Annotated in this window: 21 protein-coding genes and 2 tRNA genes; 18 read left to right on the top strand and 5 right to left on the bottom strand. The window is 60.2% G+C overall.

The genetic code is table 11. From position 1 onward, the window contains the following. Positions 1 to 60: 60 nt before the first annotated feature. The 7 genes from NH234_RS07120 to pdeM are packed head-to-tail and all read left to right on the top strand — an operon-like array spanning position 61 to position 7447. Entirely contained in the window at positions 61 to 843 is a 783-nt protein-coding gene (locus tag NH234_RS07120; RefSeq protein WP_065259277.1) for a transporter substrate-binding domain-containing protein, read from the top strand. A 57-nt stretch (positions 844 to 900) separates the two neighbouring features. Beyond that, a complete protein-coding gene (locus NH234_RS07115; RefSeq protein ID WP_065259276.1) occupies positions 901 to 1629 on the top strand; it encodes an ABC transporter permease in 729 nt (242 codons plus the stop codon). Continuing rightward, positions 1626 to 2336 carry an ABC transporter permease gene (locus tag NH234_RS07110; RefSeq protein ID WP_085729888.1) on the top strand — a complete coding sequence of 237 codons (711 nt, stop codon included), beginning with the start codon at positions 1626 to 1628 and terminating at the stop codon, positions 2334 to 2336. Before NH234_RS07115 ends, NH234_RS07110 begins: the two co-directional genes overlap by 4 nt. Before the next feature lie 12 nt (positions 2337 to 2348). Then, positions 2349 to 3467, top strand: a complete 1119-nt coding sequence (locus tag NH234_RS07105) for a succinylglutamate desuccinylase/aspartoacylase family protein (protein ID WP_367256108.1) — start codon at positions 2349 to 2351, stop codon at positions 3465 to 3467. 13 nt (positions 3468 to 3480) lie between these two features. Then, on the top strand, positions 3481 to 4245 hold the full coding sequence (locus NH234_RS07100; RefSeq protein WP_085729886.1) for an ABC transporter ATP-binding protein: 765 nt from the start codon (positions 3481 to 3483) through the stop codon (positions 4243 to 4245). Positions 4246 to 4304: 59 nt separating this feature from the next. Continuing rightward, the gene (locus tag NH234_RS07095) at positions 4305 to 6791 is read left to right on the top strand and encodes a ligase-associated DNA damage response DEXH box helicase (protein WP_367256106.1); all 2487 of its coding nucleotides are present in this window, start codon (positions 4305 to 4307) and stop codon (positions 6789 to 6791) included. Then, positions 6791 to 7447: a ligase-associated DNA damage response endonuclease PdeM gene (pdeM, locus tag NH234_RS07090; RefSeq protein ID WP_367256104.1), complete on the top strand. Its 657-nt coding sequence runs from the start codon at positions 6791 to 6793 to the stop codon at positions 7445 to 7447. Before NH234_RS07095 ends, pdeM begins: the two co-directional genes overlap by 1 nt. Positions 7448 to 7486: 39 nt before the next feature. On the opposite strand, the gene NH234_RS07085 is transcribed toward pdeM, so the two are convergent. After that, positions 7487 to 7696 (bottom strand): hypothetical protein, encoded by a 210-nt coding sequence (locus tag NH234_RS07085; RefSeq protein ID WP_085697404.1) that lies wholly within the window; start codon positions 7694 to 7696, stop codon positions 7487 to 7489. A gap of 106 nt (positions 7697 to 7802) precedes the next feature. Further along, on the bottom strand, positions 7803 to 8369 hold the full coding sequence (gene dcd, locus NH234_RS07080; RefSeq protein WP_007954988.1) for a dCTP deaminase: 567 nt from the start codon (positions 8367 to 8369) through the stop codon (positions 7803 to 7805). Between the two features lie 353 nt (positions 8370 to 8722). Between dcd and NH234_RS07075 the strand changes: the two genes are divergently transcribed. Beyond that, positions 8723 to 8932 (top strand): cold-shock protein, encoded by a 210-nt coding sequence (locus NH234_RS07075; RefSeq protein ID WP_002554837.1) that lies wholly within the window; start codon positions 8723 to 8725, stop codon positions 8930 to 8932. 118 nt (positions 8933 to 9050) lie between these two features. Here NH234_RS07075 and NH234_RS07070 read toward each other — a convergent pair whose 3' ends face one another. Beyond that, positions 9051 to 10058: a DUF481 domain-containing protein gene (locus NH234_RS07070; RefSeq protein ID WP_085729883.1), complete on the bottom strand. Its 1008-nt coding sequence runs from the start codon at positions 10056 to 10058 to the stop codon at positions 9051 to 9053. Between the two features lie 135 nt (positions 10059 to 10193). Between NH234_RS07070 and NH234_RS07065 the strand changes: the two genes are divergently transcribed. From NH234_RS07065 to NH234_RS07050, 4 genes are all read left to right on the top strand, one after another. Beyond that, on the top strand, positions 10194 to 10577 hold the full coding sequence (locus NH234_RS07065; protein WP_170929612.1) for an MGMT family protein: 384 nt from the start codon (positions 10194 to 10196) through the stop codon (positions 10575 to 10577). Between the two features lie 43 nt (positions 10578 to 10620). Next, a complete protein-coding gene (locus NH234_RS07060; RefSeq protein ID WP_085729881.1) occupies positions 10621 to 12180 on the top strand; it encodes an AmpG family muropeptide MFS transporter in 1560 nt (519 codons plus the stop codon). A gap of 115 nt (positions 12181 to 12295) precedes the next feature. Further along, on the top strand, positions 12296 to 14011 hold the full coding sequence (locus tag NH234_RS07055; RefSeq protein WP_085729880.1) for a proline--tRNA ligase: 1716 nt from the start codon (positions 12296 to 12298) through the stop codon (positions 14009 to 14011). A 17-nt stretch (positions 14012 to 14028) separates the two neighbouring features. Further along, a complete protein-coding gene (locus tag NH234_RS07050; protein ID WP_085729879.1) occupies positions 14029 to 14982 on the top strand; it encodes a hypothetical protein in 954 nt (317 codons plus the stop codon). Between the two features lie 48 nt (positions 14983 to 15030). Here NH234_RS07050 and dinB read toward each other — a convergent pair whose 3' ends face one another. Continuing rightward, positions 15031 to 16092, bottom strand: a complete 1062-nt coding sequence (dinB, locus tag NH234_RS07045) for a DNA polymerase IV (RefSeq protein ID WP_367256101.1) — start codon at positions 16090 to 16092, stop codon at positions 15031 to 15033. Between the two features lie 280 nt (positions 16093 to 16372). Between dinB and NH234_RS07040 the strand changes: the two genes are divergently transcribed. From NH234_RS07040 to NH234_RS07020, 5 genes are all read left to right on the top strand, one after another. After that, positions 16373 to 16449, top strand: a tRNA-Met gene (locus NH234_RS07040). A 209-nt stretch (positions 16450 to 16658) separates the two neighbouring features. Beyond that, a tRNA-Met gene (locus tag NH234_RS07035) sits at positions 16659 to 16735 on the top strand. Between the two features lie 279 nt (positions 16736 to 17014). Continuing rightward, positions 17015 to 19654, top strand: a complete 2640-nt coding sequence (mprF, locus tag NH234_RS07030) for a bifunctional lysylphosphatidylglycerol flippase/synthetase MprF (RefSeq protein ID WP_085729877.1) — start codon at positions 17015 to 17017, stop codon at positions 19652 to 19654. Continuing rightward, positions 19654 to 20946, top strand: a complete 1293-nt coding sequence (locus NH234_RS07025) for an AcvB/VirJ family lysyl-phosphatidylglycerol hydrolase (RefSeq protein WP_085729876.1) — start codon at positions 19654 to 19656, stop codon at positions 20944 to 20946. The genes mprF and NH234_RS07025 overlap by 1 nt, the downstream gene beginning before the upstream one ends. Positions 20947 to 21676: 730 nt before the next feature. Beyond that, positions 21677 to 22003 carry a DUF3077 domain-containing protein gene (locus NH234_RS07020; protein ID WP_367256099.1) on the top strand — a complete coding sequence of 109 codons (327 nt, stop codon included), beginning with the start codon at positions 21677 to 21679 and terminating at the stop codon, positions 22001 to 22003. 68 nt (positions 22004 to 22071) lie between these two features. Here the strand turns inward: NH234_RS07020 and NH234_RS07015 are convergent, their stop codons facing one another. Then, positions 22072 to 23973 carry a potassium transporter Kup gene (locus NH234_RS07015; RefSeq protein WP_085712911.1) on the bottom strand — a complete coding sequence of 634 codons (1902 nt, stop codon included), beginning with the start codon at positions 23971 to 23973 and terminating at the stop codon, positions 22072 to 22074. Positions 23974 to 24262: 289 nt separating this feature from the next. On the opposite strand from NH234_RS07015, the gene rimO reads away from it, so the two are divergent. After that, positions 24263 to 25600, top strand: a complete 1338-nt coding sequence (gene rimO, locus NH234_RS07010; RefSeq protein ID WP_085712910.1) for a 30S ribosomal protein S12 methylthiotransferase RimO — start codon at positions 24263 to 24265, stop codon at positions 25598 to 25600. The last annotated feature ends 56 nt before the right edge of the window (positions 25601 to 25656 follow it).

Here is a 25656-nt window from a genome sequence, read left to right as displayed (position 1 = left end):
CGTTCCAGTAACAATAATTCTGCGCCACAAGCGCTCATATTGGTTCTTAGGGATTGAATAATGAAAAAAGCATTGCTGACCCTTTCTGCACTGGCGTTGTGCATGGCCGCCGGTTCCGCACTGGCCAAGGAATACAAAGAGCTGCGTTTTGGCGTTGACCCGTCCTACGCGCCGTTCGAGTCGAAAGCGGCCGATGGCAGTCTGGTGGGCTTTGACATCGATCTGGGCAACGCGATCTGCGCCGAGCTGAAGGTCAAGTGCAAATGGGTCGAAAGCGACTTCGACGGCATGATTCCGGGCCTCAACGCCAATAAATTCGACGGTGTGATCTCGTCGATGACGGTAACACCGGCCCGTGAAAAGGCCATCGACTTCTCCAGCGAGCTGTTCTCCGGCCCGACGGCCTACGTGTTCAAGAAGGGTTCCGGCCTGACCGATGACGTTGCTTCGCTCAAGGGCAAATCCGTCGGTTACGAGCAAGGCACCATCCAGGAAGCCTACGCCAAGGCCGTGCTGGAGAAGGCCGGGGTGAAAATCCAGGCCTACGCCAACCAGGATCAGGTCTACGCCGACCTGAAAAACGGCCGCCTCGACGCCTCGATCCAGGACATGCTGCAAGCCGAACTGGGCTTTTTGAAGTCGCCGGACGGTGCCGCATACGAAGTCAGCAAGCCGGTTGACAGCGAATTGCTGCCGGCCAAAACCGCTGTCGGTATTAAGAAAGGTAACAAAGAGCTGAAGGCGCTTTTAGATAAAGGTATCAAAGCGTTACACGACGACGGCAAATACGCCGAGATTCAAAAGAAACACTTTGGCGATCTGAATCTGTACAGCGGCAAATAATGCACCGGCGCCCATCCTTCGATGGGTGCCTTTTTCATCCGCTCAGGTTGCTGATTTATGTTCGAAAACCTCTTACAAAATCTGGGGCTCTCCGCCTTCAGCCTCAAGGGCTTCGGTCCGTTGCTGTTGGAAGGCACCTGGATGACCATCAAATTGTCGGCGTTGTCGCTGCTGGTGGCCGTGTTGCTCGGCCTGCTGGGCGCCAGTGCCAAACTGTCAAAATCAAAACTGCTGCGCTTGCCCGCCCAGCTCTACACCACGCTGATTCGCGGGGTGCCGGACCTGGTGCTGATGCTGCTGATCTTCTACAGCCTGCAAACCTGGCTGACCGCGCTGACCGACGTCATGGAGTGGGATTACATTGAAATCGACTCCTTCACGGCCGGCGTGATCACTCTGGGCTTCATTTATGGCGCGTACTTCACCGAAACCTTCCGCGGTGCGATCCTCGCCGTGCCACGGGGTCAGGTTGAAGCCGCCACGGCCTACGGCCTCAAACGCGGCCAGCGCTTTCGCTTCGTGGTGTTCCCGCAAATGATGCGCTTCGCCCTGCCGGGCATCGGCAACAACTGGATGGTGATGCTCAAGGCCACCGCGCTGGTGTCGATCATCGGCCTGGCGGATCTGGTCAAGGCCGCCCAGGATGCCGGCAAAAGCTCCTATCAACTGTTCTACTTCCTGGTACTCGCCGCCTTGATCTATCTGCTGATCACCAGTGCCTCGAACGTCATCCTGCGCTGGCTCGAACGCCGTTACGCCGCCGGTGCCCGGGAGGCCGTACGATGATCGAACTCCTGCAGGAATACTGGAAACCCTTCCTTTATACCGACGGCAACAACATCACCGGGCTGGCCATGACCCTGTGGCTGCTCAGTGCGTCGATCTTCATCGGTTTCATCGTGTCGATCCCGCTGTCGATTGCCCGGGTTTCCCCGCACTTCTACATTCGCTGGCCAGTTCAGTTCTACACCTACCTGTTCCGGGGCACGCCGCTCTATATCCAGCTGCTGATCTGCTACACCGGGATCTACAGCCTGGCCGCCGTACGCGCCCAACCGGTGCTCGATGCATTCTTTCGCGATGCTATGAACTGCACGATCCTCGCCTTCGCCCTCAACACCTGCGCCTACACCACGGAAATCTTCGCCGGGGCGATCCGCAGCATGAACCACGGCGAAGTCGAAGCGGCCAAAGCCTACGGACTGACCGGCTGGAAGCTGTATGCCTACGTGATCATGCCGTCGGCGCTGCGTCGCTCGCTGCCGTATTACAGCAACGAAGTAATCCTGATGCTGCACTCGACCACCGTGGCGTTCACCGCAACGATCCCGGACATCCTGAAAGTCGCACGGGACGCCAACTCGGCGACCTACCTGACCTTCCAGTCTTTCGGCATCGCCGCGCTGATCTACCTGACCATCACTTTTGCGCTGGTCGGCCTGTTCCGTCTTGCCGAACGCCGATGGCTGGCCTTCCTCGGGCCGACTCACTAGGACTTCTCTGCAATGCGCCACCAGATACATGACCTGCTGGCCCCGCTGCCGGGGACCGCGCGACAGATCCACAGCTTTCACTTCGGCCCGGAAAAGGCCAAAGGCAAAATCTACATCCAGTCCTCGCTGCACGCCGACGAACTGCCCGGCATGCTCGTGGCCTGGCACCTCAAGCAACGTCTGGCGGAGCTGGAAGCCGCCGGGCGGCTGATCAGCGAAATCGTGCTGGTGCCGGTGGCCAACCCGGTCGGCCTTGAACAGGTGCTGATGGACGTGCCGCTGGGCCGCTACGAGCTGGAAAGCGGGCAGAATTTCAACCGCTGGTTCGTCGACCTCAGCGAAGAGATCGGCAACGAAATCGAATCGCAACTGTGCGACGACCCGCAGCGCAATCTCGAACTGATCCGCACCAGCCTGCGCAACGCCCTCGCCCGCCATACCGCCACGACTCAGCTGCAATCCCAGCGCCTGACCCTGCAACGGCTGGCCTGCGATGCAGACATGGTGCTGGACCTGCACTGCGATTTCGAATCCGTGGTTCACCTCTACACCACGCCCGAGGCCTGGCCGCAGGTCGAGCCGCTGGCACGCTATATCGAATCACAGGCAAGCCTGCTGGCCACCGACTCCGGCGGTCAGTCGTTCGACGAATGCTTCACCCTGTTGTGGTGGCAATTGAAGGAACGCTTCGGCGAGCACTTCGAGATCCCCCTCGGCAGTTTCTCGGTGACGGTCGAGTTGCGCGGCCAGGGCGACGTCAGCCATCCCGTGGCCAGTCGTGACTGCCAGGCGCTGCTCGATTACCTGACTCACTTCGGCGCTATCGCCGGGGCTTCGAAACCGCTGCCAGAGTTGCCATTCCCGGCCACTCCGCTGGCCGGTGTCGAGCCGGTGACCACTCCGGTCGGCGGCCTGCTGGTGTACACCGCCACGCCCGGGCAGCATCTGGAAACCGGGCAGCAAATCGCCGAAATCATCGACCCGGTCAATGATCGGGTCACGCCAGTCCATTGCACCGCTTCCGGTCTGCTCTATGCCCGCTCGCTGCGGCGCATGGCCACGGCCGGTATGGTGATCGCCCACGTCGCGGGCACCGAAGCCTATCGCAGCGGCTACTTACTTTCGCCTTGAGGATGCCTGTCCCATGTACAAACTGACCGTAGAAGGCCTGCACAAAAGCTATGGCGACCATCAGGTGCTCAAAGGCGTTTCGCTCAAGGCCAAAACCGGTGACGTGATCAGTCTGATCGGCGCCAGCGGCTCGGGCAAAAGCACCTTTTTGCGCTGCATCAACTTCCTCGAACAACCCAACGACGGCGCGATGAGCCTCGACGGCCAGGCGATCCGCATGGTCACCGACCGTCACGGCATGCACGTCGCCGACGCCGAGGAACTGCAACGCCTGCGCACGCGTCTGGCGATGGTGTTCCAACACTTCAACCTGTGGAGCCACATGACCGTGCTGGAAAACATCACCATGGCCCCGCGCCGGGTACTGGGCTGCAGCAAACAGGAAGCCGACGACCGCGCCCGTCGTTATTTGGAAAAGGTTGGCCTGCCGGCACGGGTCGCCGATCAATACCCGGCCTTCCTCTCCGGCGGCCAGCAGCAACGGGTGGCCATTGCCCGCGCGTTGGCGATGGAGCCGGAAGTCATGCTGTTCGACGAACCGACCTCGGCACTCGACCCGGAACTGGTCGGCGAGGTGCTCAAGGTGATTCAAGGCCTGGCCGAAGAAGGCCGGACCATGATCATGGTGACCCACGAGATGAGTTTTGCGCGCAAGGTGTCGAGCCAGGTGCTGTTCCTGCACCAGGGGTTGGTGGAAGAAGAAGGTGCGCCGGAAGACGTGCTGGGTAATCCGAAAAGTGAACGCCTGAAGCAATTCCTCAGCGGCAATCTCAAGTAAAACTATTGCCCTGCCGGCGCGGTCACTGAAGGAACACATTCAGAGCACACGTCGCCGGCATGGGCACTTCCACCGATTTCGCCAGACACTGGTTCAGCGCCCGCGACTGGAAGCCGTTCGACTTTCAGAAGCAGGTGTGGGCGGCGGTCAAACGCGACGAATCCGGTCTGCTGCACGCCAGCACTGGCGCCGGTAAAACCTACGCGGTGTGGTTTGCCGCGCTCGATCGTTTTGCCCACTCCGGGCCTGCCAGAGAAATCACCCGCAAACGCCCGCCGCCTGCCGAACCGCTGACTGTCCTGTGGATCACGCCGATGCGAGCGTTGGCCGCCGACACCGCGCGTGCCCTGCAAACTCCGCTGGACGATCTGCACATTCCCTGGAGCGTCGGCCTGCGCACCGGTGACACCGGCAGCAGCGAGCGCGCCCGGCAAAACCGGCGCCTGCCGACCACGTTGATCACCACCCCGGAGAGCCTGACCCTGATGCTCGCCCGCGCCGACGCAAAAACAGCGCTGTCGACGTTACGCATGGTTGTGGTGGACGAGTGGCACGAATTGCTCGGCAACAAGCGTGGCGTGCAATTGCAACTGGCCCTCGCCCGCCTGCGGCGCTGGCATCCGGGACTGATTGTCTGGGGTGTGTCCGCGACGCTTGGCAATCAATCCCACGCCGAACAGGTACTGATTCCACAGGGCGGCGGCGTGAGTGTTCAGGGGCAAAGCGAAAAAGCGCTACGTGTCGATACCCTGCTCCCACCGGCTATCGAGCGTTTTCCCTGGGCCGGGCATATCGGTCTGAAGATGCTGCCGCAAGTGATTGACGAACTGGACGTGTGCGCCAGCAGCCTGGTGTTCACCAACACCCGGGCGCAGTCGGAAATCTGGTATCAGGCCTTGCTGGAAGCACGGCCCGACTGGGCCGGCCTGATTGCCTTGCACCACAGCTCGCTGTCCCGCGAGACCCGGGACTGGGTCGAGCACGCCTTGAAGAACGGCCAGCTTAAAGCCGTGGTCTGCACTTCGAGTCTGGATCTTGGAGTGGACTTTCTTCCGGTGGAGCGGGTGCTGCAAATCGGCTCGGCCAAAGGCGTGGCGCGTCTGATGCAGCGTGCCGGACGTTCAGGCCATGCGCCCGGTCGAACGTCGCGGGTCACCCTGGTGCCAACCCACAGTCTGGAACTGATCGAAGCCGCTGCCGCCCGCGATGCCGTGGCGCAGCGACGGATTGAACCGCGACTGTCACCACACAAACCGCTGGATGTGCTGGTCCAGCATCTGGTCAGCATTGCATTGGGGGGTGGCTTTACTCCTGAGGATTTGTACGAAGAAGTCCGCAGCGCCTGGGCCTATCGCGACCTGACGCTCGCGGACTGGGCTTGGGCGCTGGCTTTCGTACGCCATGGCGGGATGTCACTGACGGCTTACCCGGATTACCGTCGGGTCGAGCCGGACGAACAGGGTGTCTGGCGAGTGCCAGACGCGCGTCTGGCCCGGCGGCACCGGATGAGTATCGGCACCATCGTCAGCGACGCCAGCATTCATCTGAAATTCTGGAGCAAGGGCGGAGGCGGCAAGCAACTGGGCAGCGTTGAAGAGGGCTTCATCGCACGCCTCAAACCCGGCGACGGTTTCCTGTTCGCCGGACGCTTGCTGGAACTGGTGCGGGTGGAAAACATGACTGCCTACGTCAAACGCAGCACCGCGAAAAAAGCCGCCGTGCCGCGCTGGAATGGCGGGCGCATGCCGCTGTCCAGCGAACTGGCTGAAGCGGTGGTCACCCGGTTCAGCGCGGCGGCACACGGTGAGTTTGCCGGCCCGGAAATGCAGGCCTTGCGCCCGCTGCTGGAAACGCAGCTGCGCTGGTCGGGCCTGCCGACGGCCGACAGCCTGTTGGCCGAAGTGCTGAAATCCCGCGAAGGCTGGCACCTTTTCCTCTATCCGTTTGCCGGACGTCAGGTGCATCTGGGGCTGGCCAGCCTGCTGGCGTGGCGGGTCAGCCAGCGCCTGCCTGTGACCTTCTCGATTGCGGTCAATGATTACGGACTGGAATTGCTTAGCGCCACACCCGTTGATTGGTCTGTGCAACTGGATGGCGCTCTGCTCAGTCCCGAGGATTTGTTGAGGGATGTGCTCGCCAGTCTCAACGCGGGCGAACTGGCGCTGCGCAGGTTTCGGGAAATCGCCCGGATTGCCGGTCTGGTGTTCGCCGGTTACCCCGGTGCGCCGAAAAGCACTCGTCAGGTGCAGGCCTCCAGCGGTCTGTTCTTCGAAGTGTTCAAACAATACGACGCCGACAATCTGCTACTGGCACAGGCCGGGGAAGAAGTCCTGCGCGAAGAACTGGATATTCTTCGGCTGGAACAGACATTGGAGCGAGTCAACCGGATGAACCTGGACATGCACCTGATCAAACGTCCTACACCGCTCGGTTTTCCATTGCTGGTGGAGCGCATGCGCGAAAGCATGAGTTCGGAAAAACTCGCCGACCGCATCCGCCGAATGGTCGGCGATCTGGAAAAAACCGCCGACAAGGGCCCATCCTGATGAACGCGCCCTATCCTGTGCGCCTGGCAGGCGAAGACCTCTGGTTGCTGCCGGAAAAGGCGCTGTACTGGCCTGCGCAACAAGCGTTGCTGATTGCTGACGTACATTTCGGCAAGGCTGCCGCTTACCGGCGCCTGGGGCAACCGGTGCCGCAGGGCACCACGGCGAGCAATATCGCCGTGATCGAGCAATTGCTGGCGAAACTGCCCTGTCGGCAACTGATCTTCCTCGGTGATTTTTTGCATGGGCCCGGCTCCCATGCCACTGGCACCTTGCAGGCATTGGCGCAGTGGCGGGCGCGTCATGCCGATCTGCCGATCACGCTGGTTCGCGGCAATCACGATAAACGTGCCGGCGATCCGCCGCAGGCGCTGAATATTCGGGTGGTGCCGGAGCCCTTGCTGCTAGGACCCTTCGCCTTGCAGCATGAACCCGATCCGCACCCTGAACGCCATGTCCTAGCCGGGCACGTGCATCCGGTTTATCGATTGAACGGCAAGGGGCGTCAGCGTCTGCGGCTGGCGTGTTTCAGGTTGGGAGAGCGCGTCAGCCTGCTGCCGGCCTTCGGTGCCTTCACTGGCGGTTATCCGGTGGAGAAGGAAGACATCTGTCGGATCTTTGTCATTGGTGATAACGAAATATGGCCCGTCGGCTGAAGTCCTGTTCAGGATTCAGCCGACGGGCCATACATTCAATCAAGCGACAGGCGCAGGTGGCGGTTTGTCCGGCAATGTAGGTTCGCCGGGCTCGGTCGGTTCTTCGTTGGGGGTATCGGGATCGGGCTGGTGAGGAATTCCGCCAGCCATGGCGATAGGCGGGTGTGCCAACAAGGACCAGGCCAATACGCCAACCTGATTGGGCTCGAGCCTTGCCAGTTCGGCAGTGATTTGCGGATCGATCTTCATGGAGCACTCCTCGGCGAAGGCCCGCTGCGCTGTTCGCGAAACGGGCAGTACACCCCATAGAGTGTCTACCCGCCGAAGAATTCCCGGTAACTGCCGGATGGACGGCTCAGGTGCGCGGCAGGGTCACGCCACGCTGACCCTGGTACTTGCCGGCACGGTCCTTGTAGGAGACTTCGCATTCCTCGTCGGATTCGAGGAACAGCATCTGCGCCACACCTTCATTGGCGTAGATCTTCGCCGGCAGGTTGGTGGTGTTGGAGAACTCCAGGGTCACCTGACCTTCCCACTCAGGCTCAAGCGGAGTGACGTTGACGATGATGCCGCAACGGGCGTAAGTGCTTTTGCCCAGGCAGATGGTCAGGACATTGCGCGGAATACGGAAGTATTCAACGGTCGTGGCCAGGGCGAAGGAGTTCGGCGGGATGATGCAGACGTCGCTGTGGACATCGACGAAGCTGCCGGCGTCGAAGTTCTTCGGATCGACGATGGCCGAATTGATGTTGGTGAACACCTTGAAATGGTTGGTGCAACGCACATCGTAGCCGTAGCTCGAAACACCGTAGGAGATCACCCGGCTGTCGTCGCTGCCACGTACCTGGCGCTCGACGAACGGCTCGATCATGCCGTGTTCCTGCGCCATGCGGCGAATCCACTTGTCCGATTTGATGCTCATGGCGGGTGTCCTGAATAGCGAGGTGGAAAAAATCTGTCCGGCATCTTACCGGGCGCGTCGCCGGGTTCAAAGTCCGGGCTGCAATTCTCGCCGAACGTGCAGGAATTACGCGGTCTGGCGACGAACCGTCACACCGCCGATCCTTAAAACGGAGAAACCTTCGCAAGAAGCATTGGCACGTTCCGGAAAAAGGGTTAAGGTGGCGCCACTGTGCTGCTTGTGTCACTGAGAATCTCTACACGATATGTTGAATTTCGATCCAACCATCTACAAGAATTTTTCCTGCTCTTTGCACTCAGTCTCGGCCAGGGTTCTTCCTGAGTCGCAGTTATCTTTGTTCAAGGAGTTACACCATGTCTAATCGCCAAACCGGTACCGTTAAGTGGTTCAACGATGAAAAAGGCTTCGGCTTCATCACTCCACAATCCGGTGACGACCTGTTCGTTCACTTCAAAGCTATCCAGTCCGACGGCTTCAAAAGCCTGAAAGAAGGCCAACAGGTTTCTTTCATCGCTACCCGCGGTCAGAAAGGCATGCAAGCTGAAGAAGTACAAGTTATCTAACTTGTAGCTTCTTAGCCAAGAAGCCTCGCCCTTAAAGCGGGGCTTTTTTGTGGGTGTCTGTTTTGTCGAGACAAAAAAAATCGCAACCTGTCGAAGGTTGCGATTTTTTTAAATGGCGTTACCAGGCTACGCCGAAACCTGCGGTGTAGCGGGTCTTGTTCAGGTCCGCGTCCTTGGTACCACTGATGATGTCACGCTCGGCCTTGAGATTGAGCGAGGCCCAGTCCGTCACCTTGTAGCGCAGGCCCACTTCCGAATCCAGGGCATAGTTGGCGACGTCCGACAGTGGCTTGCCAAGTTCGCCGGTGGTGAAGAACTGCACCTTCTTGCCGATCAGGTAGCGGTTGTAGTCCCACTTCATGGCAACGGAATAGAAGTTGTCCTTGCCGCCATCGCTGTACTCGTAGTCGGTGCGGTTGAGCAGTGAGCCGAGCGAGAACGCTCCGAGCTCGTCATCCCAGAACTGGTAACCCGGACCAGTACCAACCACCCGCTGGCGCGACAGCTCTTCGACGTAATCACGCTTGTAGTTCAGACGCCCTTGCCAGAACCACTTGTCGGTGAGGAAGCGGTCCAGTGCGTATTCAGCACGCCAGTTGTTGGTGGTGACCACCTCATCCTGGACTTCGCGGTTGTACTCGCCCTCGGCGGTGTGTCGCCAGCGCCCGTGACGCGCAGAGGTCTTGAAGCCGATGTCGTAGTCATTGGTGTCTTTTTCAGCACGCTGATAATCCAGGGCCAGATCGACATTGCCCTTCCAGACCAGATCCTCGACCACCGGCTTGGGCTTTAGAATCTGCTGGATACTCGCCAGCTCGACGGTTTTCGGCGCTTCGCCGTTGGCCAGAGTGACCTTGCCGTCTTCGGCGGCAGTCAGCGACTTGGCTTTTTCGCCGTTGTACGCGTCCTGCTTGACCAGCAGTTCCTGATCACTCTCCAGAGTCTTGACCTGCTTCCAGTCAATGGTGACCGCGCCGGCGTACTGGGTCTGGACCAGCAACTTGCCGCCATCGAACAGGGTGATTTTGCCGCTCAGCCTGTCACCGTTCTTCAACCAGACGGTATCGGCGAGCAAAGGCGTGGACGCACTGAAGACAGCAAGGCAAAGCAGGGTTCTGGACAACATAAGCGAATCGGGAGCTCAAGTTTGCAAAAAAAGGGTCGGCATTATCCGTAGGAATAATCCCCTGACAAGGAATGACTCGGCTATTTCTGTTGAGTTCATTTCTCAATTGCGCGATCACGGATTAACCTTTAATCCATGAATCGACCCTGTTCAGGAACGGCGCACGTGACAGACCCGATACAAGCCTGCGAAAACGATCCGCAAATCCGACGCACGGCACTCTACTCGACCCTTGCCCAGGTACCTGAGGGCAAGGTGGTCAGCTATGGTCAGTTGGCCGAACTGGCCGGGTTGGGGCGCGCCGCCCGCTGGGTCGGCCGTACCCTGAGCCAACTACCCGGCGACACAAAGCTGCCCTGGCACCGGGTACTCGGTGCCGGCGGTCGGATCAGCCTGCCGGTGGGCAGCCCTTCGGGTGATGAGCAGCGGGCACGATTGCGTATGGAGGGCGTTACGATCCTGAACAATCGTGTGGATATTCGGCGCCATGGCTGGCGTCCGGTAGAGCACAGCGGTTAGAGTGCGCGCTTTGTTTTCGCAATCTTGAGGCAGACTTCAGCCCATGCCCCGTAAAACCTGGCGCGCCGCGCTCGCCGCCTATGCCAGTCCTTCGACGCTCGTGCTGTTGTTGCTGGGTTTCGCCGCCGGCCTGCCGTACATGCTGGTGTTCTCGACACTTTCGGTCTGGCTGCGTGAAGCCGGTGTAGCCCGGGAGACGATCGGCTATGCGAGCCTGATCGGCTTGGCCTATGCCTTCAAATGGGTCTGGTCGCCGCTGCTCGATCAGTGGCGCCTGCCTTTGCTGGGCAAGCTGGGTCGACGCCGTTCGTGGCTCGTGCTTTCTCAATCGCTGGTGATCCTCGGCCTGATCGGGATGGGCTTCTGCGACCCGCAGAAACACTTGTCCTGGCTGATCGCTATTGCCGTAATCGTCGCCTTCGCCTCCGCCACCCAGGACATCGCCGTCGACGCCTATCGCCTGGAAATCGCCGAAGACAACCGCCAGGCCGCGCTGGCCGCCAGTTATATGTCCGGCTATCGGGTCGCAGCGCTGCTCGCGACTGCTGGCGCCTTGTTCTTCGCCGAAGGTTTCGGCTCCACCGGGTTCAACTATCAGCATTCCGCCTGGACCGGCACCTACGTGCTGTTCGGTGCATTGATGATCCCTGCCCTGCTCACAACCTTTCTGATGCGTGAACCGCCAGTACCGCTGCGCACCCAACTGCAGGCCGGGCGCTATACGTTCATGCATCAACTGATGTCGGTGTTCGTGCTGATCGTCCTGCTGGTCTCCGTACCGGCGATGTTCACCCAGCTCTACAACACCGATTTCGCCAGCGTGCTGTTCGGCACCATGAGCCCGCTGGACCTGCTGCTGGAAGACCGGGCCTTCCTGCGCGCCATCCTCTATACCCTGCTGACCGGCCTGTGCCTTTCGACCATGGGGCGCCGTGGCCTGGCGCCGGTGCTGACCCCGGTCAACGACTTCATCCTGCGCTACCGCTGGCAGGCCCTGCTGTTGCTGGGCTTGATCGCCACTTATCGGATGTCGGATACGGTCATGGGCGTCATGGCCAACGTGTTCTATATCGATCAGGGTTTCACCAAGGACCAGATCGCCAGCGTCAGCAAGATCTTCGGCCTGATCATGACGCTGATCGGTGCCGGCATGGGCGGCCTGTTGATCGTGCGCTTTGGCATCCTGCCGATCCTGTTCATTGGCGGCGCGGCGTCGGCGGGCACCAACCTGTTATTCGTGATGCTGGCCGACATGGGCCCGAACCTGAAGATGTTGATCGTGACCATCTCCCTCGACAACTTCAGTTCGGGCATGGCCACGTCGGCGTTCGTCGCTTACTTGTCCAGCCTGACCAACCTGAAATTCTCCGCCACCCAGTACGCCCTGCTCAGCTCGATCATGTTGCTGCTGCCTCGCCTCATCGGCGGCTACTCCGGGGTGATGGTGGAGAAGTTCGGCTATCACAACTTCTTCATGATCACCGCGCTGCTCGGCGTCCCGACCCTGGTGCTGATCGCCTTGCACTGGTTCCAGGAAAGCCGCCGCGAAGGCCCGACGCCGACACCGGAACCCGTGCCAGCGTCAGTCGCCGAAGAGTCGTAAGACATCTCGCACCCGGTGGGAGGGTTCCCGCCGGACCTGCACTTCTGTACGTCGGCAGCTCTCGCCGGTACACTGCTCCGTCATTTCCAGTCATAGCAACCGACAACGGCCAACCATGCGCACCAGTCAATTTTTGCTCGCCACACAGAAAGAAACGCCTTCCGACGCGGTCGTGATCAGCCATCAGCTGATGCTGCGCGCCGGCATGATCCGCAAACTCGCCTCGGGCCTGTACACCTGGCTGCCGATGGGCTTGCGAGTAATGCGCAAGGTAGAAGCCATCGTTCGCGAAGAGATGAACGCCGCCGGCTCTCTGGAAGTGTTGATGCCGAGCACCCAACCGGCCGAGCTGTGGCAGGAGTCGGGTCGCTGGGAAGAATACGGCCCTGAGTTGCTGCGCTTCAAAGACCGTCATGGTCGCGATTTCTGCGCGGGCCCGACCCACGAAGAAGTGATCACTGATCTGATGCGCAACGAATTGAGCAGCTACAAGCAGCTGCCAATCAACCTGTACCAGATCCAGACCAAGTTCCGTGACGAAATCCGCCCACGCTTCGGTTTGATGCGTGGCCGTGAATTCATCATGAAGGACGCGTACTCGTTCCACGCCGATCAGGCGTCGCTGCAGGTAACCTATGACCGCATGCACGAAGCGTACTGCAACGTGTTCACACGCCTTGGCCTGAAATTCCGTCCGGTTGAAGCCGACAACGGCTCCATCGGTGGCGCCGGCTCCCACGAGTTCCACGTACTGGCCGATTCCGGTGAAGACGATATCGTCTTCAGCAACGGTTCCGACTACGCCGCGAACATCGAGAAGGCTGAAGCCGTTCCGCGCGAAACCTCCCGCGCTGCGCCGACCGAAGAGCTGCGCCTGGTCGATACCCCGGACACCAAGACCATCGCGGCCCTGGTGGAGAAATTCAATCTGCCGATTGAAAAGACCATCAAGACCCTGATCGTGCACGCCGAAGAAGAAGGCAAGCTGATCGCCCTGGTGATCCGTGGTGACCACGAACTCAACGAAATCAAGGCTGCCCAGCAACCTGGCGTTGCCAGCCCGCTGGTCATGGCGTCCGATGCAGAGCTGCGTGACGCCATCGGCGCCGGCGCCGGCTCCCTCGGCCCGCTGAACCTGCCGCTGCCAATCATCATCGACCGTTCGGTCGAGCTGATGAGCGACTTCGGCATCGGTGCCAACATCGACGACAAGCACTACTTCGGCGTGAACTGGGAGCGTGACCTGCCGGTTCCGACCGTGGCCGACCTGCGCAACGTCGTGGCCGGCGACCCGAGTCCGGACGGCAAGGGCACTCTGGACATCGCGCGCGGCATCGAAGTCGGACACATCTTCCAGCTGGGCAACAAGTACAGCAAGGCGATGAAGTGCGAAGTGCTGGGCGAGAACGGCAAGCCTGTCACCCTGGAAATGGGTTGCTACGGCATCGGCGTGTCCCGCGTGGTGGCGGCGGCCATCGAGCAGAACAACGACGAGAACGGCATCATCTGGAGCGACGCTCTGGCGCCATTCCAGATCGCCCTGGTACCGCTGCGCTATGAAACCGAGCAGGTGCGCGAAGCCACCGACAAGCTGTACGCGGAACTGACCGCTGCCGGCTTCGAAGTGCTGCTGGACGATCGCGACAAGAAAACCAGCCCGGGCATCAAGTTCGCGGACATGGAGCTGATCGGCATTCCACACCGGATCGTGGTCAGCGACCGCGGTCTCGCCGAAGGCAACCTGGAATACAAGAGCCGTACCGAAGGCCAGGCGCAAGCGCTGCCGGTTGCCGACGTGCTGTCCTTCCTGCAGGCCCGTATCCGCCGCTGAAACCAGATAGAGACCTCATGTTCAAGCGAAACACCTTAGGCCTCGGAGGCGTCACCTTGTGTGGCGCCCTGCTGGTCAGCGGCTGTGCCAATCACATGTCACAGCGCAGCGAGCACGAAGAGCGGGTCGAGCGGAAGCTGCTCGATCACAGCCTGCAGATCGATGTCGGTGAGCCTAAGGTGCTTGAGCTACCGCAGCGACGTGTGAAGATCAACGAACAGAAGACCTTCGAAGTCACCGAGTTCGAAGTCACCCGTCGTTATGACCGCTACACGCCTTACCAACCCTGGCGCGAAATCTACGAGATTCCGCTGGGTGCAGTGGCGGTGGTGGCTGGTGTCGGTGCGAATGTGGTCAACGTGTTCGCCCTCGGCACCCTGCCGGACAGCGTGACCAAGGACTGGTTGAGCTACGGATTCGCCGGGCTCAACCCGTTCATGAACGTGCAGTCCCATGGTCGTGCGCAGCAGAACCTGGCCGGTATCGATGAAGTCCAGCGCGACAAGCGCATGGAGTACTCAAGCCTGCCATGGAGCGAGCGTCCGGTGCAGGTCAAGGCCGGCAAGCAGAGCTTCGACATGACCACCGACCGTAACGGTGTGCTGCGCCTGAACCTGCTGGACAGTCCTTTCGCTGAAAACGATCTGAACCATGTGGGCAAACTGCAGATCAGTGTCGAAGACGCCAAGGATGATGTGCACTCCGACTCGTCCCTGACGATCAGCAGTCACCTGCGCGGCAAACTGCTGGAAGCACACGGGCTGATTTACGACGATCTGGAAGACGACGAAGTGAGCCAGTGGGTTCACCGGGTCAAACGCCTGTCGGAACTAGGCCTGGAAGAAGAAGCCAGCGAGCTGGAACAGAGCCTGATCGAGCTGACACGCAACGATCCCGAGTTGCAGGCCGAGTTCCTCAAGTCGCTGACCAAGGATGCCGGGCGACTGGTGGCAGACCCGGGTCCGAACTGACAACGCTTATAGAAGAGCCCGAACCTGTTTCGGGCTTTTTTATGCGTCCTACCGCTCAAACAACTCCATCTGCTCAAAGCCGCCGCGCAAATCCTCCAGCCGCACGCCCACCCCCAGCAACCGTACCGGTTTGCCACCCCGATTGAACGCTTGCGTCAGCATCAATTGATAACTGCCCAGATCTCGCCCTGCCCCGGCCTGCTCCAGTGTGGTCTGGGTGAAATCGTGAAATTTCACTTTGACGAACGGCTTGCCCGGCCGGTAGCTGCTGTCGATCCGCGCCATGCGGGTTTTTAGGGTTTCCAGCAATTCAGGGAGCTTGTCCAGGCAACTGCGCAGATCCGGCAAGTCCACATCGTAGGTATTTTCCACGCTGATCGACTGGCGACGACTGTCGTTATGCACCTGACGGTCATCTATCCCACGGGCGAGGCTCCACATCCGCTCGCCAAAACTGCCGAATTCGCGCACCAGCGCCAACTTGTCCCATTCGCGCAGTTGCAGGCAGTCATTGATACCGAGCTTGCCCAGCTTGTCGGCAGTGACCTTGCCGACGCCGTGCAACTTGCTCACCGGCAGGCCGCTGACGAAGTCTTCGACCTGGTCCGGGGTGATGACAAACAGGCCGTTGGGTTTTTTCCAGTCACTGGCGATCTTGGCCAGAAACTTGTTCGGTGCCACCCCGGCCGAGACCGTGATGTGCAATTGATTGGAAACCCGGCGCCGAATGTCCTGGGCGATCCGCGTGGCGCTGCCACCGAAATGCGCGCTGTCCGAGACATCGAGGTAGGCCTCGTCCAGCGACAGCGGCTCGATCAGGTCGGTGTAATCGCGAAAGATCGTGTGAATTTCCTTCGATGCCTCACGGTAGGCGTCCATACGCGGCTTGACGATCGTCAGGTCCGGGCACAGTTTCAAGGCATGCCCGGAGGACATCGCCGACCGCACACCGTAAGCCCGCGCCTCATAGTTGCAGGTGGCGATCACCCCGCGCCGGTCTGCCGAACCACCCACCGCCAGCGGTTTGCCGGCCAGACGCGGATCGTCACGCATCTCGATGGCGGCGTAGAAACAGTCACAGTCGATGTGGATGATTTTTCGCTGAGTCATAGCAGAAATGGAAAAGTGGCATGCCGGACCGGCAGTATCTCACTGACAACTGTATATAGCACCAGTGGTATGAAGGTTCTTTTCCAGCAGTAAGAAACTTCCTTTGAATTTATTTTCTCAATCGGGAATCGCTGACCAATAGAGCTGAAACCCACGCCCTGCCTGACCTGCGGCCCCGTCAGCGACCTCGAAAAATAGCTAACCAATTGAACCAGAACAGATTTTATCCGGATTCAAGGTTGACACCCCGGCAATCCTCTGTAGAATGCCGCCACACAGACGCGGGATGGAGCAGTCTGGTAGCTCGTCGGGCTCATAACCCGAAGGTCGTCGGTTCAAATCCGGCTCCCGCAACCAAACATCGAAAAAGGCCAATCGAAAGATTGGCCTTTTTTGTGCGCGCCTGTTTTTCATTGGGCAATCATCCGGGCCAAACAGGAATCCTTTGCAATTCCGAAACTTACCGCCCTCCTGCGACGGATTGACGCGTTTTCACGCTTATTTGACCCTTCGCGGTATTAACGGTTGACACCCCGCCGTTCGCCTGTAGAATGCCGCCACACAGACGCGGGATGGAGCAGTCTGGTAGCTCGTCGGGCTCATAACCCGAAGGTCGTCGGTTCAAATCCGGCTCCCGCAACCAAACATCAAAAAAGGCTGCTCGAAAGAGTGGCCTTTTTTGTATCTGTGGAAAAAGTCCTTTCGCAACAATGATCTGTCACTGTGCAGTGAACCGCTCAGGATCTTCAGACCCGCCGAGTTACGACTATGCTTGAGTCGCGGGCAAGACGTCTGCAATCCGAGACCTGCCCTCGCCGATACCCGACGAGAGGCGTAGTATTTTGTGATTATTTTTTTCTACAGGGATTGGTAACTTGGCTGGATACCCCCATCCTGTCGCGCACAATCCAAGAGGTGATTGATGCGCGCCAACTCGTCTGATCCACAAGACACCCTCACCGTGAATCCATCGATCAAGCCTGAGCGTATGCGCCTGCTGGATCGAATCAGCAAATACCGGCAACCGATTGGTCTGGCGGTCACTTTGCTGTTGTTCGCTATCGCGTTGATTGCCTGTCGCCATCTGCTCAGCGAACTCGACCTCTATGCTTTGCATGACTCGATTCTTGATGTACCGAAGCCCGCTCTGCTTGGCGCTTTCGGCGCGACCGTCGTCGGCTTCATTATTCTGCTGGGCTACGAATGGTCGGCCAGCCGCTATGCCGGCGTAACCATTCCGCCGCGCACGCTCGCGCTCGGCGGCTTCACGGCGTTCGCGATCGGCAACGCCATCGGCCTGTCGATGCTGTCCGGCGGTTCGGTGCGCTACCGTTTATATGCACGACTTGGCCTGGGCGCTTCGGAAGTGGCGCACATGACCCTGTTCGCCAGCCTGTCGCTGGGCTGTGCCCTGCCGCCGCTGGCGGCGCTGGCCACCCTGAGTGACCTGCCGGCCGCCTCCCAGGCCTTGGGCCTGTCCGAGGGTCTGCTGGCCACGATTGCCTCTGCCGTGCTGCTGCTCGGCGCGATTCTGGCCATGGGCATTTATCGTCGGCGTCTGCCGGAACAACCCTATCGCGACAATCTGCTGGTCAAGGTCGGTCGCCGCACCCTGCGCCTGCCGGGCCGACGCCTGACGTTCCTGCAGCTGGTCATCACTGCCCTCGACGTCGCCGCTGCCGCCACCGTGTTGTACATGTTGCTGCCGGAAGCACCGCCATTCGGCGCGTTCCTGCTGGTGTACCTGCTGGCCCTGGCTGCCGGCGTGCTCAGCCATGTACCGGGCGGGGTCGGGGTTTTCGAAGCAATTCTGCTCGCCGCGTTCGCGGACAAACTCGGCGCAGCACCACTGGCTGCCGCCCTGCTGCTGTATCGCATGATCTACGTGGTGCTGCCATTGCTGGTGGCTTGTGTACTGCTGCTGATCAACGAAGGTCAGCGTCTGTTCCAGACCCAGACCATGCGCGCAGCTTCTGGTCTGGCGGCACCGATCCTCGCGGTACTCGTATTCCTGTCCGGTGTAGTGCTGCTGTTTTCCGGCGCTACGCCCGAAATCGATACCCGACTGGAGCACATCGCCTATCTGATTCCCCATCGTCTGGTCGATGCTTCGCACTTCGGCGCCAGCCTGATTGGCGTACTGTGCCTGATGCTCGCTCAGGGCCTTCGTCGCCGACTGTCAGCGGCGTGGATGCTGACCACCATTCTGCTGCTCGTAGGCGCCCTGCTCTCGCTGCTCAAGGGTTTCGACTGGGAAGAAGCCACGCTGATGACCCTCACCGCCGCGCTGCTGGGGGTGTTCCGTCGTTCTTTCTATCGGCCGAGCCGTCTGACTGAAGTGCCGTTCTCGCCGCTGTATCTGGTGGCGAGTCTGTGCGTACTCGGCGCATCGACCTGGCTGTTGCTGTTCGCCTATCAGGACGTGCCGTACAGCCATCAGTTGTGGTGGCAGTTCACCCTCGACGCCGATGCCCCGCGCGGTCTGCGTTCGCTGCTCGGCGCTGCGGTGCTGTTGCTGGTGATCGCCCTGACCTGGCTGCTGCGTACCGCCCGCCCGGTGATTCATCTGCCGACGCCCGATGAACTGGAGCGCGCCACAAAGATCCTGATGGCCTCCTCGCAACCGGATGGCGGCCTGGCCCTGACCGGTGACAAGGCACTACTGTTTCATCCCAACGACGAAGCGTTCCTGATGTACGCCCGTCGCGGTCGCAGTCTGGTGGCGCTGTACGACCCGATCGGTCCGGGCCAGCAACGGGCGGAAATGATCTGGCAGTTCCGTGACCTGTGTGACATTCACCACGCCCGTCCGGTGTTCTATCAGGTGCGTGCCGAGAACCTGCCGTACTACATGGACATCGGTCTGACCGCGATCAAGCTGGGCGAGGAAGCCCGGGTCGATCTGCATCGCTTTGACCTGGACGCCAAGGGCAAGGAGATGAAGGACCTGCGCTACACCTGGAACCGTGGCACCCGCGATGGCCTGTCGCTGGAGATCTTCGAACCGGGCCAGGCGCCGATGGACGAGCTCAAAGTGATTTCCGATGCCTGGCTGACCGGCAAGAACGTGCGCGAGAAAGGCTTCTCCCTCGGCCGTTTCAGCGACGATTACCTGAAGCATTTCCGCATCGCGGTGATTCGCTTCGAAGGCCGCCCGGTGGCGTTCGCCAACCTGCTCGAGACTTACAGCCATGACCTGGCCAGTCTCGACCTGATGCGCTCACACCCGGACGCCCCCAAGCTGACCATGGAGTTTTTGATGGTCGGTCTGATTCAACATTATAAGAGTCACGGATACGCGCGTTTCAGCCTGGGCATGGTGCCGTTGTCGGGGTTGCAACCCCGGCGTGGCGCACCGCTGACCCAGCGTCTGGGCTCGATGGTTTTCCGCCGTGGTGAGCAGCTGTACAACTTCCAAGGCTTGCGCCGCTTCAAAGACAAGTTCCAGCCTGACTGGGAACCCCGTTATATGGCAGTGCCCGCCGGACTCGATCCGCTGGTGGCACTGGCCGATACTGCTGCCCTGATCGCGGGCGGCTTGACTGGATTGGTGAAACGCTGATGATTCAACGCTCCCTGAAGTACATCCTGGCCGCACTGATCGTGCTGGCCGTGATTGCCGGCGGCGGTTACTGGTACCTCAAACGCCCGGCACCGGAACCGACCCTCGAACAGCTAAAACCGGCTGACGGCATCGCCATGACCCGGGTCATCCCCGGTACCAAGCCCAAAGCCCAGGTGCTGGTGGCGGTCGAGGACGACAAGAAACTCACCGACAATCAGCTGACCACCCTGAGCCGCAGCGCCTCGGCGCAGATCGTCCAGGTGATTCTGCCCAAGGACTGCCTGCAGCAAAGCCGCGCGCTGCAAAGCGGTCTGCGCGAACTGAACGGCCCGGCGACCCTGGTCAGCGGCATCGGCCCTGGCGCGGTGCTGGCCTGGCGCTGGCTGTCGGAACAGAAGGACGACAAGGCCCAGGCCGTGTCGGTTGATCTGGCCCTGGAAAAAGGCGGCTGCACTCACCTGCTGCCGAAGTCCGCTGCCCATGGCCATTGGCTGGTGGCCTGGAACGATAACCCGGACGACACCAGCGCCGGTTTCGTGCGTGATCAACCGAATGCCGAAACCAGCATCAGCGACTACGACATCAACCTGCCGCAAGTGCTGAACAACGAACTGCGCAAAATCCTCGTCGGTGGCGACAAAGCCAACGGCGGCCTGCAGATCCCGGTGGTGGAAGTCCCGGCCGGCCAGGCCAAGGACACCGTGACCCTGTTCCTGTCCGGTGACGGCGGCTGGCGCGACCTCGACCGCGACGTGGCCGGTGAAATGGCCAAGATCGGCTACCCGGTCGTCGGCATCGACACCCTGCGCTACTACTGGCAGCACAAGAGCCCGGAACAGAGCGCGCTGGACCTGACCGAACTGATGCAGCACTACCGCCAGAAATGGGGCACCAAACGCTTCATCCTGACCGGTTACTCGTTCGGCGCCGATGTCCTGCCGGCCATCTACAACCGCCTGCCGGAAACCGAGCAGCAACGCGTCGACGCAATCATACTGCTGGCCTTCGCCCGCACCGGCAGCTTCGAAATCGAAGTCGAAGGCTGGCTCGGCAACGCCGGCAAAGAAGCCGCCACCGGCCCGGAAATGGCCAAGCTGCCACCGGCCAAGGTCGTGTGCATCTACGGCGAAGAAGAGAAGGATGAAAGCGGTTGCACCGACAAGACAGCGGTGGGCGAAGCGGTGAAACTGCCTGGCGGCCACCACTTCGACGAGAACTACCCGGCGCTGGCCAAGCGGTTGGTGGATCTGATCGAGAAGCGTCAGAGCAAGGATCAGCCGGCAGAGTGATCTGAGGCTCTCCAACGAAAAGCCCCTGCAACCTCACGGTTGAGGGGCTTTTTTCATTCCCGGAGTTCTCACAGAGCCATACAGAAATCAGCGAACTTTCAGCGCTTCTTGGCCATACCTCGCCCGCATGTCGACATGGCTAATCGCTTGAGCCGAAATTGATCAATCGTGCCTCAGCTACCTCTTCAATCCGGAGACTCTCGAGTTCATCCAGCCTTTCTTGCTTCAAGCATTTCTTCATGAACACCGCTCTCCAAGAATGTCGCCTTTCACTCGAACAACCCTCAGTCCTGGGAGAAAAGACAGTTGCCAAGTGAAGCTAATTGAAGAATCAACACGTAAGTAGCGCATTGATTTCTGTCCGACGCATAGTTTCGCTTACTTCCGGTGGCGCAATATCAGATGACGTCCGAGTACCTTGTAGGCAAACTCCTAATCTCGTGTTTGGGCACTTTGCCGCCCTGTTGCACTGTTTTTTGACGGGATACTCTCCAAATGTCGCTGACCAATTCAGCGATCGGGTGTGGTAACCCGGCAAGGCAAAGTGCAACAGCGTTCCCAATACGACTCAGGTGTTTTTACGTCTGCAGTTCCGAGTCATGGCGGCTGTGCGTGGGAGACCTTCGGGTCTGCCGGTTTCTTTGCTCTTCCGGTTTACCACCCTGCGTACAGCTGCCACCCATTCGCGTGGTAACGAATGTGGCAGCTCCTCGTTTTAAGGAGCGAAACAATGAGCAAACAAAGTCCTTCATCACCTTCAGACCTCACAACAGTCGGCTTTACCTCTTTCCTCTACAGCTCGGATATGGCGTTATTCAACGTCCGCTCTGGCGTCCCCATCGTCGAAGCCCTGTCACAGGCTTCAGATCTGTTGTTCCTCGCCAAATCCTTCGCCGAAGATGCCGCCTACGACAAGGAAAGCGACCGCCACGCCTGGGCTGCGCATTACCTGACAATCATGGGCAAGGCCTTGATGGATGATGTGACGAAATCCCTGATGCCACGAGTAACGCGGACGAAAACCGAGTCTGAAGCAGAATTGCCCGAAAGTCTGTAAACGGCACAGAAACGAAAAAGCCCCCGCCAGCCACAAGACTGACGGGGGCTTTTCAGTTGAAGCGAAATCTACATCTCCACCTGCGTCCCCAACTCAATCACCCGGTTCAGCGGCAGATTGAAGAACCGCAGGTTTCCGTTGGCATTCTTCAACATGAACGCGAACAGCGCTTCACGCCAACGGGCCATGCCTTCGAGTTTCGAGGCGATCACCGTTTCGCGGCTGAGGAAGTAGGTGGTGCGCATCGGGCTGAAGTCCAGGTCGTCCAGATGACACAGCTTCAGCGCTTGCGGCACGTCCGGTTCGTCGGTGAAGCCGAAGTGCAGGATCACCCGGAAGAAGCCTTCGCCGTGGGCTTCGACTTCGAAGCGTCGGGATGGCGGTACGCGCGGGATGTCTTCGTAGACCACGGTCAGCAGCACAACCTGCTCGTGCAAGACCTGGTTGTGAAGCAGGTTGTGCAACAGCGCATGCGGCACCGCGTCGGAGCGGGCGGTGAGGAACACAGCCGTGCCCTGCACGCGGTGTGGCGGCTGCACGCGGATACTGCTGATGAAAATCGGCAGCGGCAGCGCGCCTTCATCCAGGCGCTCGACCAGCAATTGCTTGCCGCGCTTCCAGGTGGTCATGAGGATAAACAAGGCGATACCGGCGACCACAGGGAACGCACCGCCCTGGACGATCTTCGGCACGTTGGCGGCGAAGTACAGACCGTCCACCAGCAGGAAGCCGATCAGCACCGGCACGGCCAGCACCGGCGGCCATTTCCACAGCAACAACATGACCGCCGACACCAGAATCGTGGTCATCAGCATGGTGCCGGTCACGGCCACGCCGTAGGCCGAGGCCAGGGCGCCGGAAGACTCGAAGCCCAGCACCAGCAGGACCACACCGACCATCAGCGTCCAGTTCACCGCACCGATGTAGATCTGCCCCTGCTCATCGCTGGAGGTGTGCTGGATATACATGCGCGGGATGTAGCCGAGCTGGATCGCCTGACGGGTCAGGGAGAACGCGCCGGAAATAACCGCTTGCGAGGCGATCACCGTGGCCAGGGTCGACAGCCCCACCAGCGGAATCAGCGCCCAGCTTGGCGCCAGCAGGTAGAACGGGTTGCGCGCCGCTTCCGGGTTGTCCAGCAGCAAGGCACCCTGACCGAAGTAGTTGAGCACCAGCGCCGGCAGCACCAACAGGAACCACGCCCGGGCGATCGGCTTGCGACCGAAGTGGCCCATGTCGGCGTACAGCGCTTCGGCACCGGTCAGCGCCAGCACCACGGCACCGAGGATCGCCACGCCCATGCCGGCATGAACCATGAAGAAACGCACGGCCCAGATCGGGTTCAGCGCCTTGAGCACTTCCGGGGAATGGCTGATGCCGTAAACGCCGAGGGCGCCGAGCACCAGGAACCAGGTGACCATGATCGGCCCGAAGAGAATGCCGATCCGCGCCGTACCGTGACGCTGGATCAGGAACAGGCCCACCAGCACCACCAGCGACAATGGCACGACCCAATGGTCGATCCCGTCAAACGCCAGGCCCAGACCTTCAATGGCCGAGAGTACGGAGATCGCCGGGGTGATCATGCTGTCACCGTAGAACAGCGCCGCGCCGATCAGGCCGCAGACCACCAGCAGCGAACGCAACTTCCTGCGCTCCCCTGCCGCCCGCCTCGCCAGCGCGGTGAGCGCCATGATCCCGCCTTCGCCCTGGTTGTCGGCGCGCAGGACGAACATCATGTACTTGATCGACACGACCCAGATCAGCGACCAGAAGATCAGCGACAGAATGCCCAGCACTCCGTCGTGATTGACCGGTACGCCGTAACCGCCGGAAAACACTTCTTTGAGGGTGTACAACGGGCTCGTGCCGATGTCGCCGTAAACTACCCCGACTGCCGCGACCAGCATGCTCAGCGGTTTTGCAGCCGAATGCTCGGCGCCCGCCGCCTGACTACTTGCCTGACCCATCCAACACTCCTGATTCCAGACCGGCTTCTTTTAACGAAGCACTATGCTTTTTGATGCAGCATGCGCTGTTTTACCTGTTGTTACAGTCGTTTTGTTGACTGTAAAAAATTGGTAAAGCGTCTTGGCGCGAAGCATAGCGCAGCACTCGTCGCATTTCCCTGCATAAAGCTGGTCAAGTGCGCTGCTCGCCGCTAGAATTGCGCACTTTTTGATCAGAGGCGCAGTTCAAGCGCCCGTCCGTCGGCTTCCGCCATCAGGCAAGCGACGTCACAAAACACCGAGGTTAGACATGTCCACCACTCCTGCGCCGGCCAATCCAAAGGTTGGCTTCGTATCTCTGGGTTGCCCAAAAGCACTGGTCGACTCCGAGCGCATCCTGACCCAGCTGCGCATGGAAGGCTATGACGTGGTGTCCACCTATCAGGACGCCGACGTGGTCGTGGTCAACACCTGTGGCTTCATCGACTCGGCCAAGGCCGAATCCCTGGAAGTCATCGGTGAAGCGATCAAGGAAAACGGCAAGGTCATCGTGACCGGTTGCATGGGCGTGGAAGAAGGCAACATCCGTGACGTGCACCCGAGCGTGCTGGCCGTCACCGGTCCGCAGCAGTACGAGCAAGTGGTCAACGCGGTGCACGAAGTCGTGCCGCCGAAACAGGATCACAACCCTCTGATCGACCTGGTGCCGCCGCAAGGCATCAAGCTGACGCCGCGCCACTACGCGTACCTGAAGATTTCCGAAGGCTGCAACCACAGCTGCAGCTTCTGCATCATCCCGTCGATGCGCGGCAAACTGGTCAGCCGCCCGGTTGGCGACGTGCTCGACGAAGCCCAGCGTCTGGTCAAATCCGGCGTCAAAGAGCTGCTGGTGATCTCCCAAGACACCAGCGCCTACGGCGTTGACGTCAAGTACCGCACCGGTTTCTGGAACGGCGCGCCAGTGAAAACCCGCATGACCGAACTGTGCGAAGCGCTGAGCACCCTCGGCGTCTGGGTCCGTCTGCACTACGTTTACCCGTACCCGCACGTCGACGAGCTGATCCCGCTGATGGCCGCCGGCAAGATCCTGCCGTACCTGGACATCCCGTTCCAACATGCCAGCCCGAAAGTCCTCAAGTCGATGAAACGCCCGGCGTTCGAAGACAAGACCCTGGCGCGAATCAAGAACTGGCGCGAGATCTGCCCGGACCTGATCATCCGTTCGACCTTCATCGTCGGTTTCCCCGGCGAAACCGAAGAAGACTTCCAGTACCTGCTGGACTGGCTGACCGAAGCCCAGCTCGACCGCGTCGGCTGCTTCCAGTACTCGCCGGTCGAAGGCGCGCCGGCCAATGACCTGAACCTCGACATCGTCCCGGACGACGTCAAGCAGGATCGCTGGGAGCGCTTCATGGCGCACCAGCAGGAAATCAGCTCGGCCCGTCTGCAAATGCGCATCGGCCGTGAAATCGAAGTGCTGGTGGACGAAGTCGACGAGCAAGGCGCGGTCGGCCGCTGCTTCTTCGATGCCCCGGAAATCGACGGCAACGTGTTCATCGACAACGGCAGCAACCTCAAGCCGGGCGACAAGGTCTGGTGCAAGGTGACCGACGCCGACGAATACGACCTCTGGGCCGAACAGATCTAAACGCGAAAAATACAAAAAGCCCCGCTCTCTTTTACGAGATGCGGGGCTTTTTTACG

Origin of the sequence: Pseudomonas sp. stari2 (assembly GCF_040760005.1) — a bacterium.
Classification (GTDB): Bacteria; Pseudomonadota; Gammaproteobacteria; order Pseudomonadales; family Pseudomonadaceae; genus Aquipseudomonas.
Note: the sequence above shows the minus strand (reverse complement) of the source record. Positions and strands in the feature narration are given on the sequence as shown.

What these genes read in the sequence shown, in the direction of transcription:
- NH234_RS07075 (WP_002554837.1), top strand. Translation starts at nt 8,723, where the DNA reads ATGTCTAATCGCCAAACCGGTACCGTTAAGTGGTTCAACGATGAAAAA.
- NH234_RS07115 (WP_065259276.1), top strand. Translation starts at nt 901, where the DNA reads ATGTTCGAAAACCTCTTACAAAATCTGGGGCTCTCCGCCTTCAGCCTC.
- NH234_RS07085 (WP_085697404.1), bottom strand. Translation starts at nt 7,696, where the DNA reads ATGAAGATCGATCCGCAAATCACTGCCGAACTGGCAAGGCTCGAGCCC.
- rimO (WP_085712910.1), top strand. Translation starts at nt 24,263, where the DNA reads ATGTCCACCACTCCTGCGCCGGCCAATCCAAAGGTTGGCTTCGTATCT.
- dinB (WP_367256101.1), bottom strand. Translation starts at nt 16,092, where the DNA reads ATGACTCAGCGAAAAATCATCCACATCGACTGTGACTGTTTCTACGCC.
- NH234_RS07065 (WP_170929612.1), top strand. Translation starts at nt 10,194, where the DNA reads ATGAATCGACCCTGTTCAGGAACGGCGCACGTGACAGACCCGATACAA.
- NH234_RS07120 (WP_065259277.1), top strand. Translation starts at nt 61, where the DNA reads ATGAAAAAAGCATTGCTGACCCTTTCTGCACTGGCGTTGTGCATGGCC.
- NH234_RS07095 (WP_367256106.1), top strand. Translation starts at nt 4,305, where the DNA reads ATGGGCACTTCCACCGATTTCGCCAGACACTGGTTCAGCGCCCGCGAC.
- NH234_RS07110 (WP_085729888.1), top strand. Translation starts at nt 1,626, where the DNA reads ATGATCGAACTCCTGCAGGAATACTGGAAACCCTTCCTTTATACCGAC.
- NH234_RS07070 (WP_085729883.1), bottom strand. Translation starts at nt 10,058, where the DNA reads ATGTTGTCCAGAACCCTGCTTTGCCTTGCTGTCTTCAGTGCGTCCACG.
- NH234_RS07050 (WP_085729879.1), top strand. Translation starts at nt 14,029, where the DNA reads ATGTTCAAGCGAAACACCTTAGGCCTCGGAGGCGTCACCTTGTGTGGC.
- NH234_RS07100 (WP_085729886.1), top strand. Translation starts at nt 3,481, where the DNA reads ATGTACAAACTGACCGTAGAAGGCCTGCACAAAAGCTATGGCGACCAT.
- pdeM (WP_367256104.1), top strand. Translation starts at nt 6,791, where the DNA reads ATGAACGCGCCCTATCCTGTGCGCCTGGCAGGCGAAGACCTCTGGTTG.
- NH234_RS07060 (WP_085729881.1), top strand. Translation starts at nt 10,621, where the DNA reads ATGCCCCGTAAAACCTGGCGCGCCGCGCTCGCCGCCTATGCCAGTCCT.
- NH234_RS07015 (WP_085712911.1), bottom strand. Translation starts at nt 23,973, where the DNA reads ATGGGTCAGGCAAGTAGTCAGGCGGCGGGCGCCGAGCATTCGGCTGCA.
- NH234_RS07055 (WP_085729880.1), top strand. Translation starts at nt 12,296, where the DNA reads ATGCGCACCAGTCAATTTTTGCTCGCCACACAGAAAGAAACGCCTTCC.
- NH234_RS07020 (WP_367256099.1), top strand. Translation starts at nt 21,677, where the DNA reads ATGAGCAAACAAAGTCCTTCATCACCTTCAGACCTCACAACAGTCGGC.
- dcd (WP_007954988.1), bottom strand. Translation starts at nt 8,369, where the DNA reads ATGAGCATCAAATCGGACAAGTGGATTCGCCGCATGGCGCAGGAACAC.
- mprF (WP_085729877.1), top strand. Translation starts at nt 17,015, where the DNA reads ATGCGCGCCAACTCGTCTGATCCACAAGACACCCTCACCGTGAATCCA.
- NH234_RS07105 (WP_367256108.1), top strand. Translation starts at nt 2,349, where the DNA reads ATGCGCCACCAGATACATGACCTGCTGGCCCCGCTGCCGGGGACCGCG.
- NH234_RS07025 (WP_085729876.1), top strand. Translation starts at nt 19,654, where the DNA reads ATGATTCAACGCTCCCTGAAGTACATCCTGGCCGCACTGATCGTGCTG.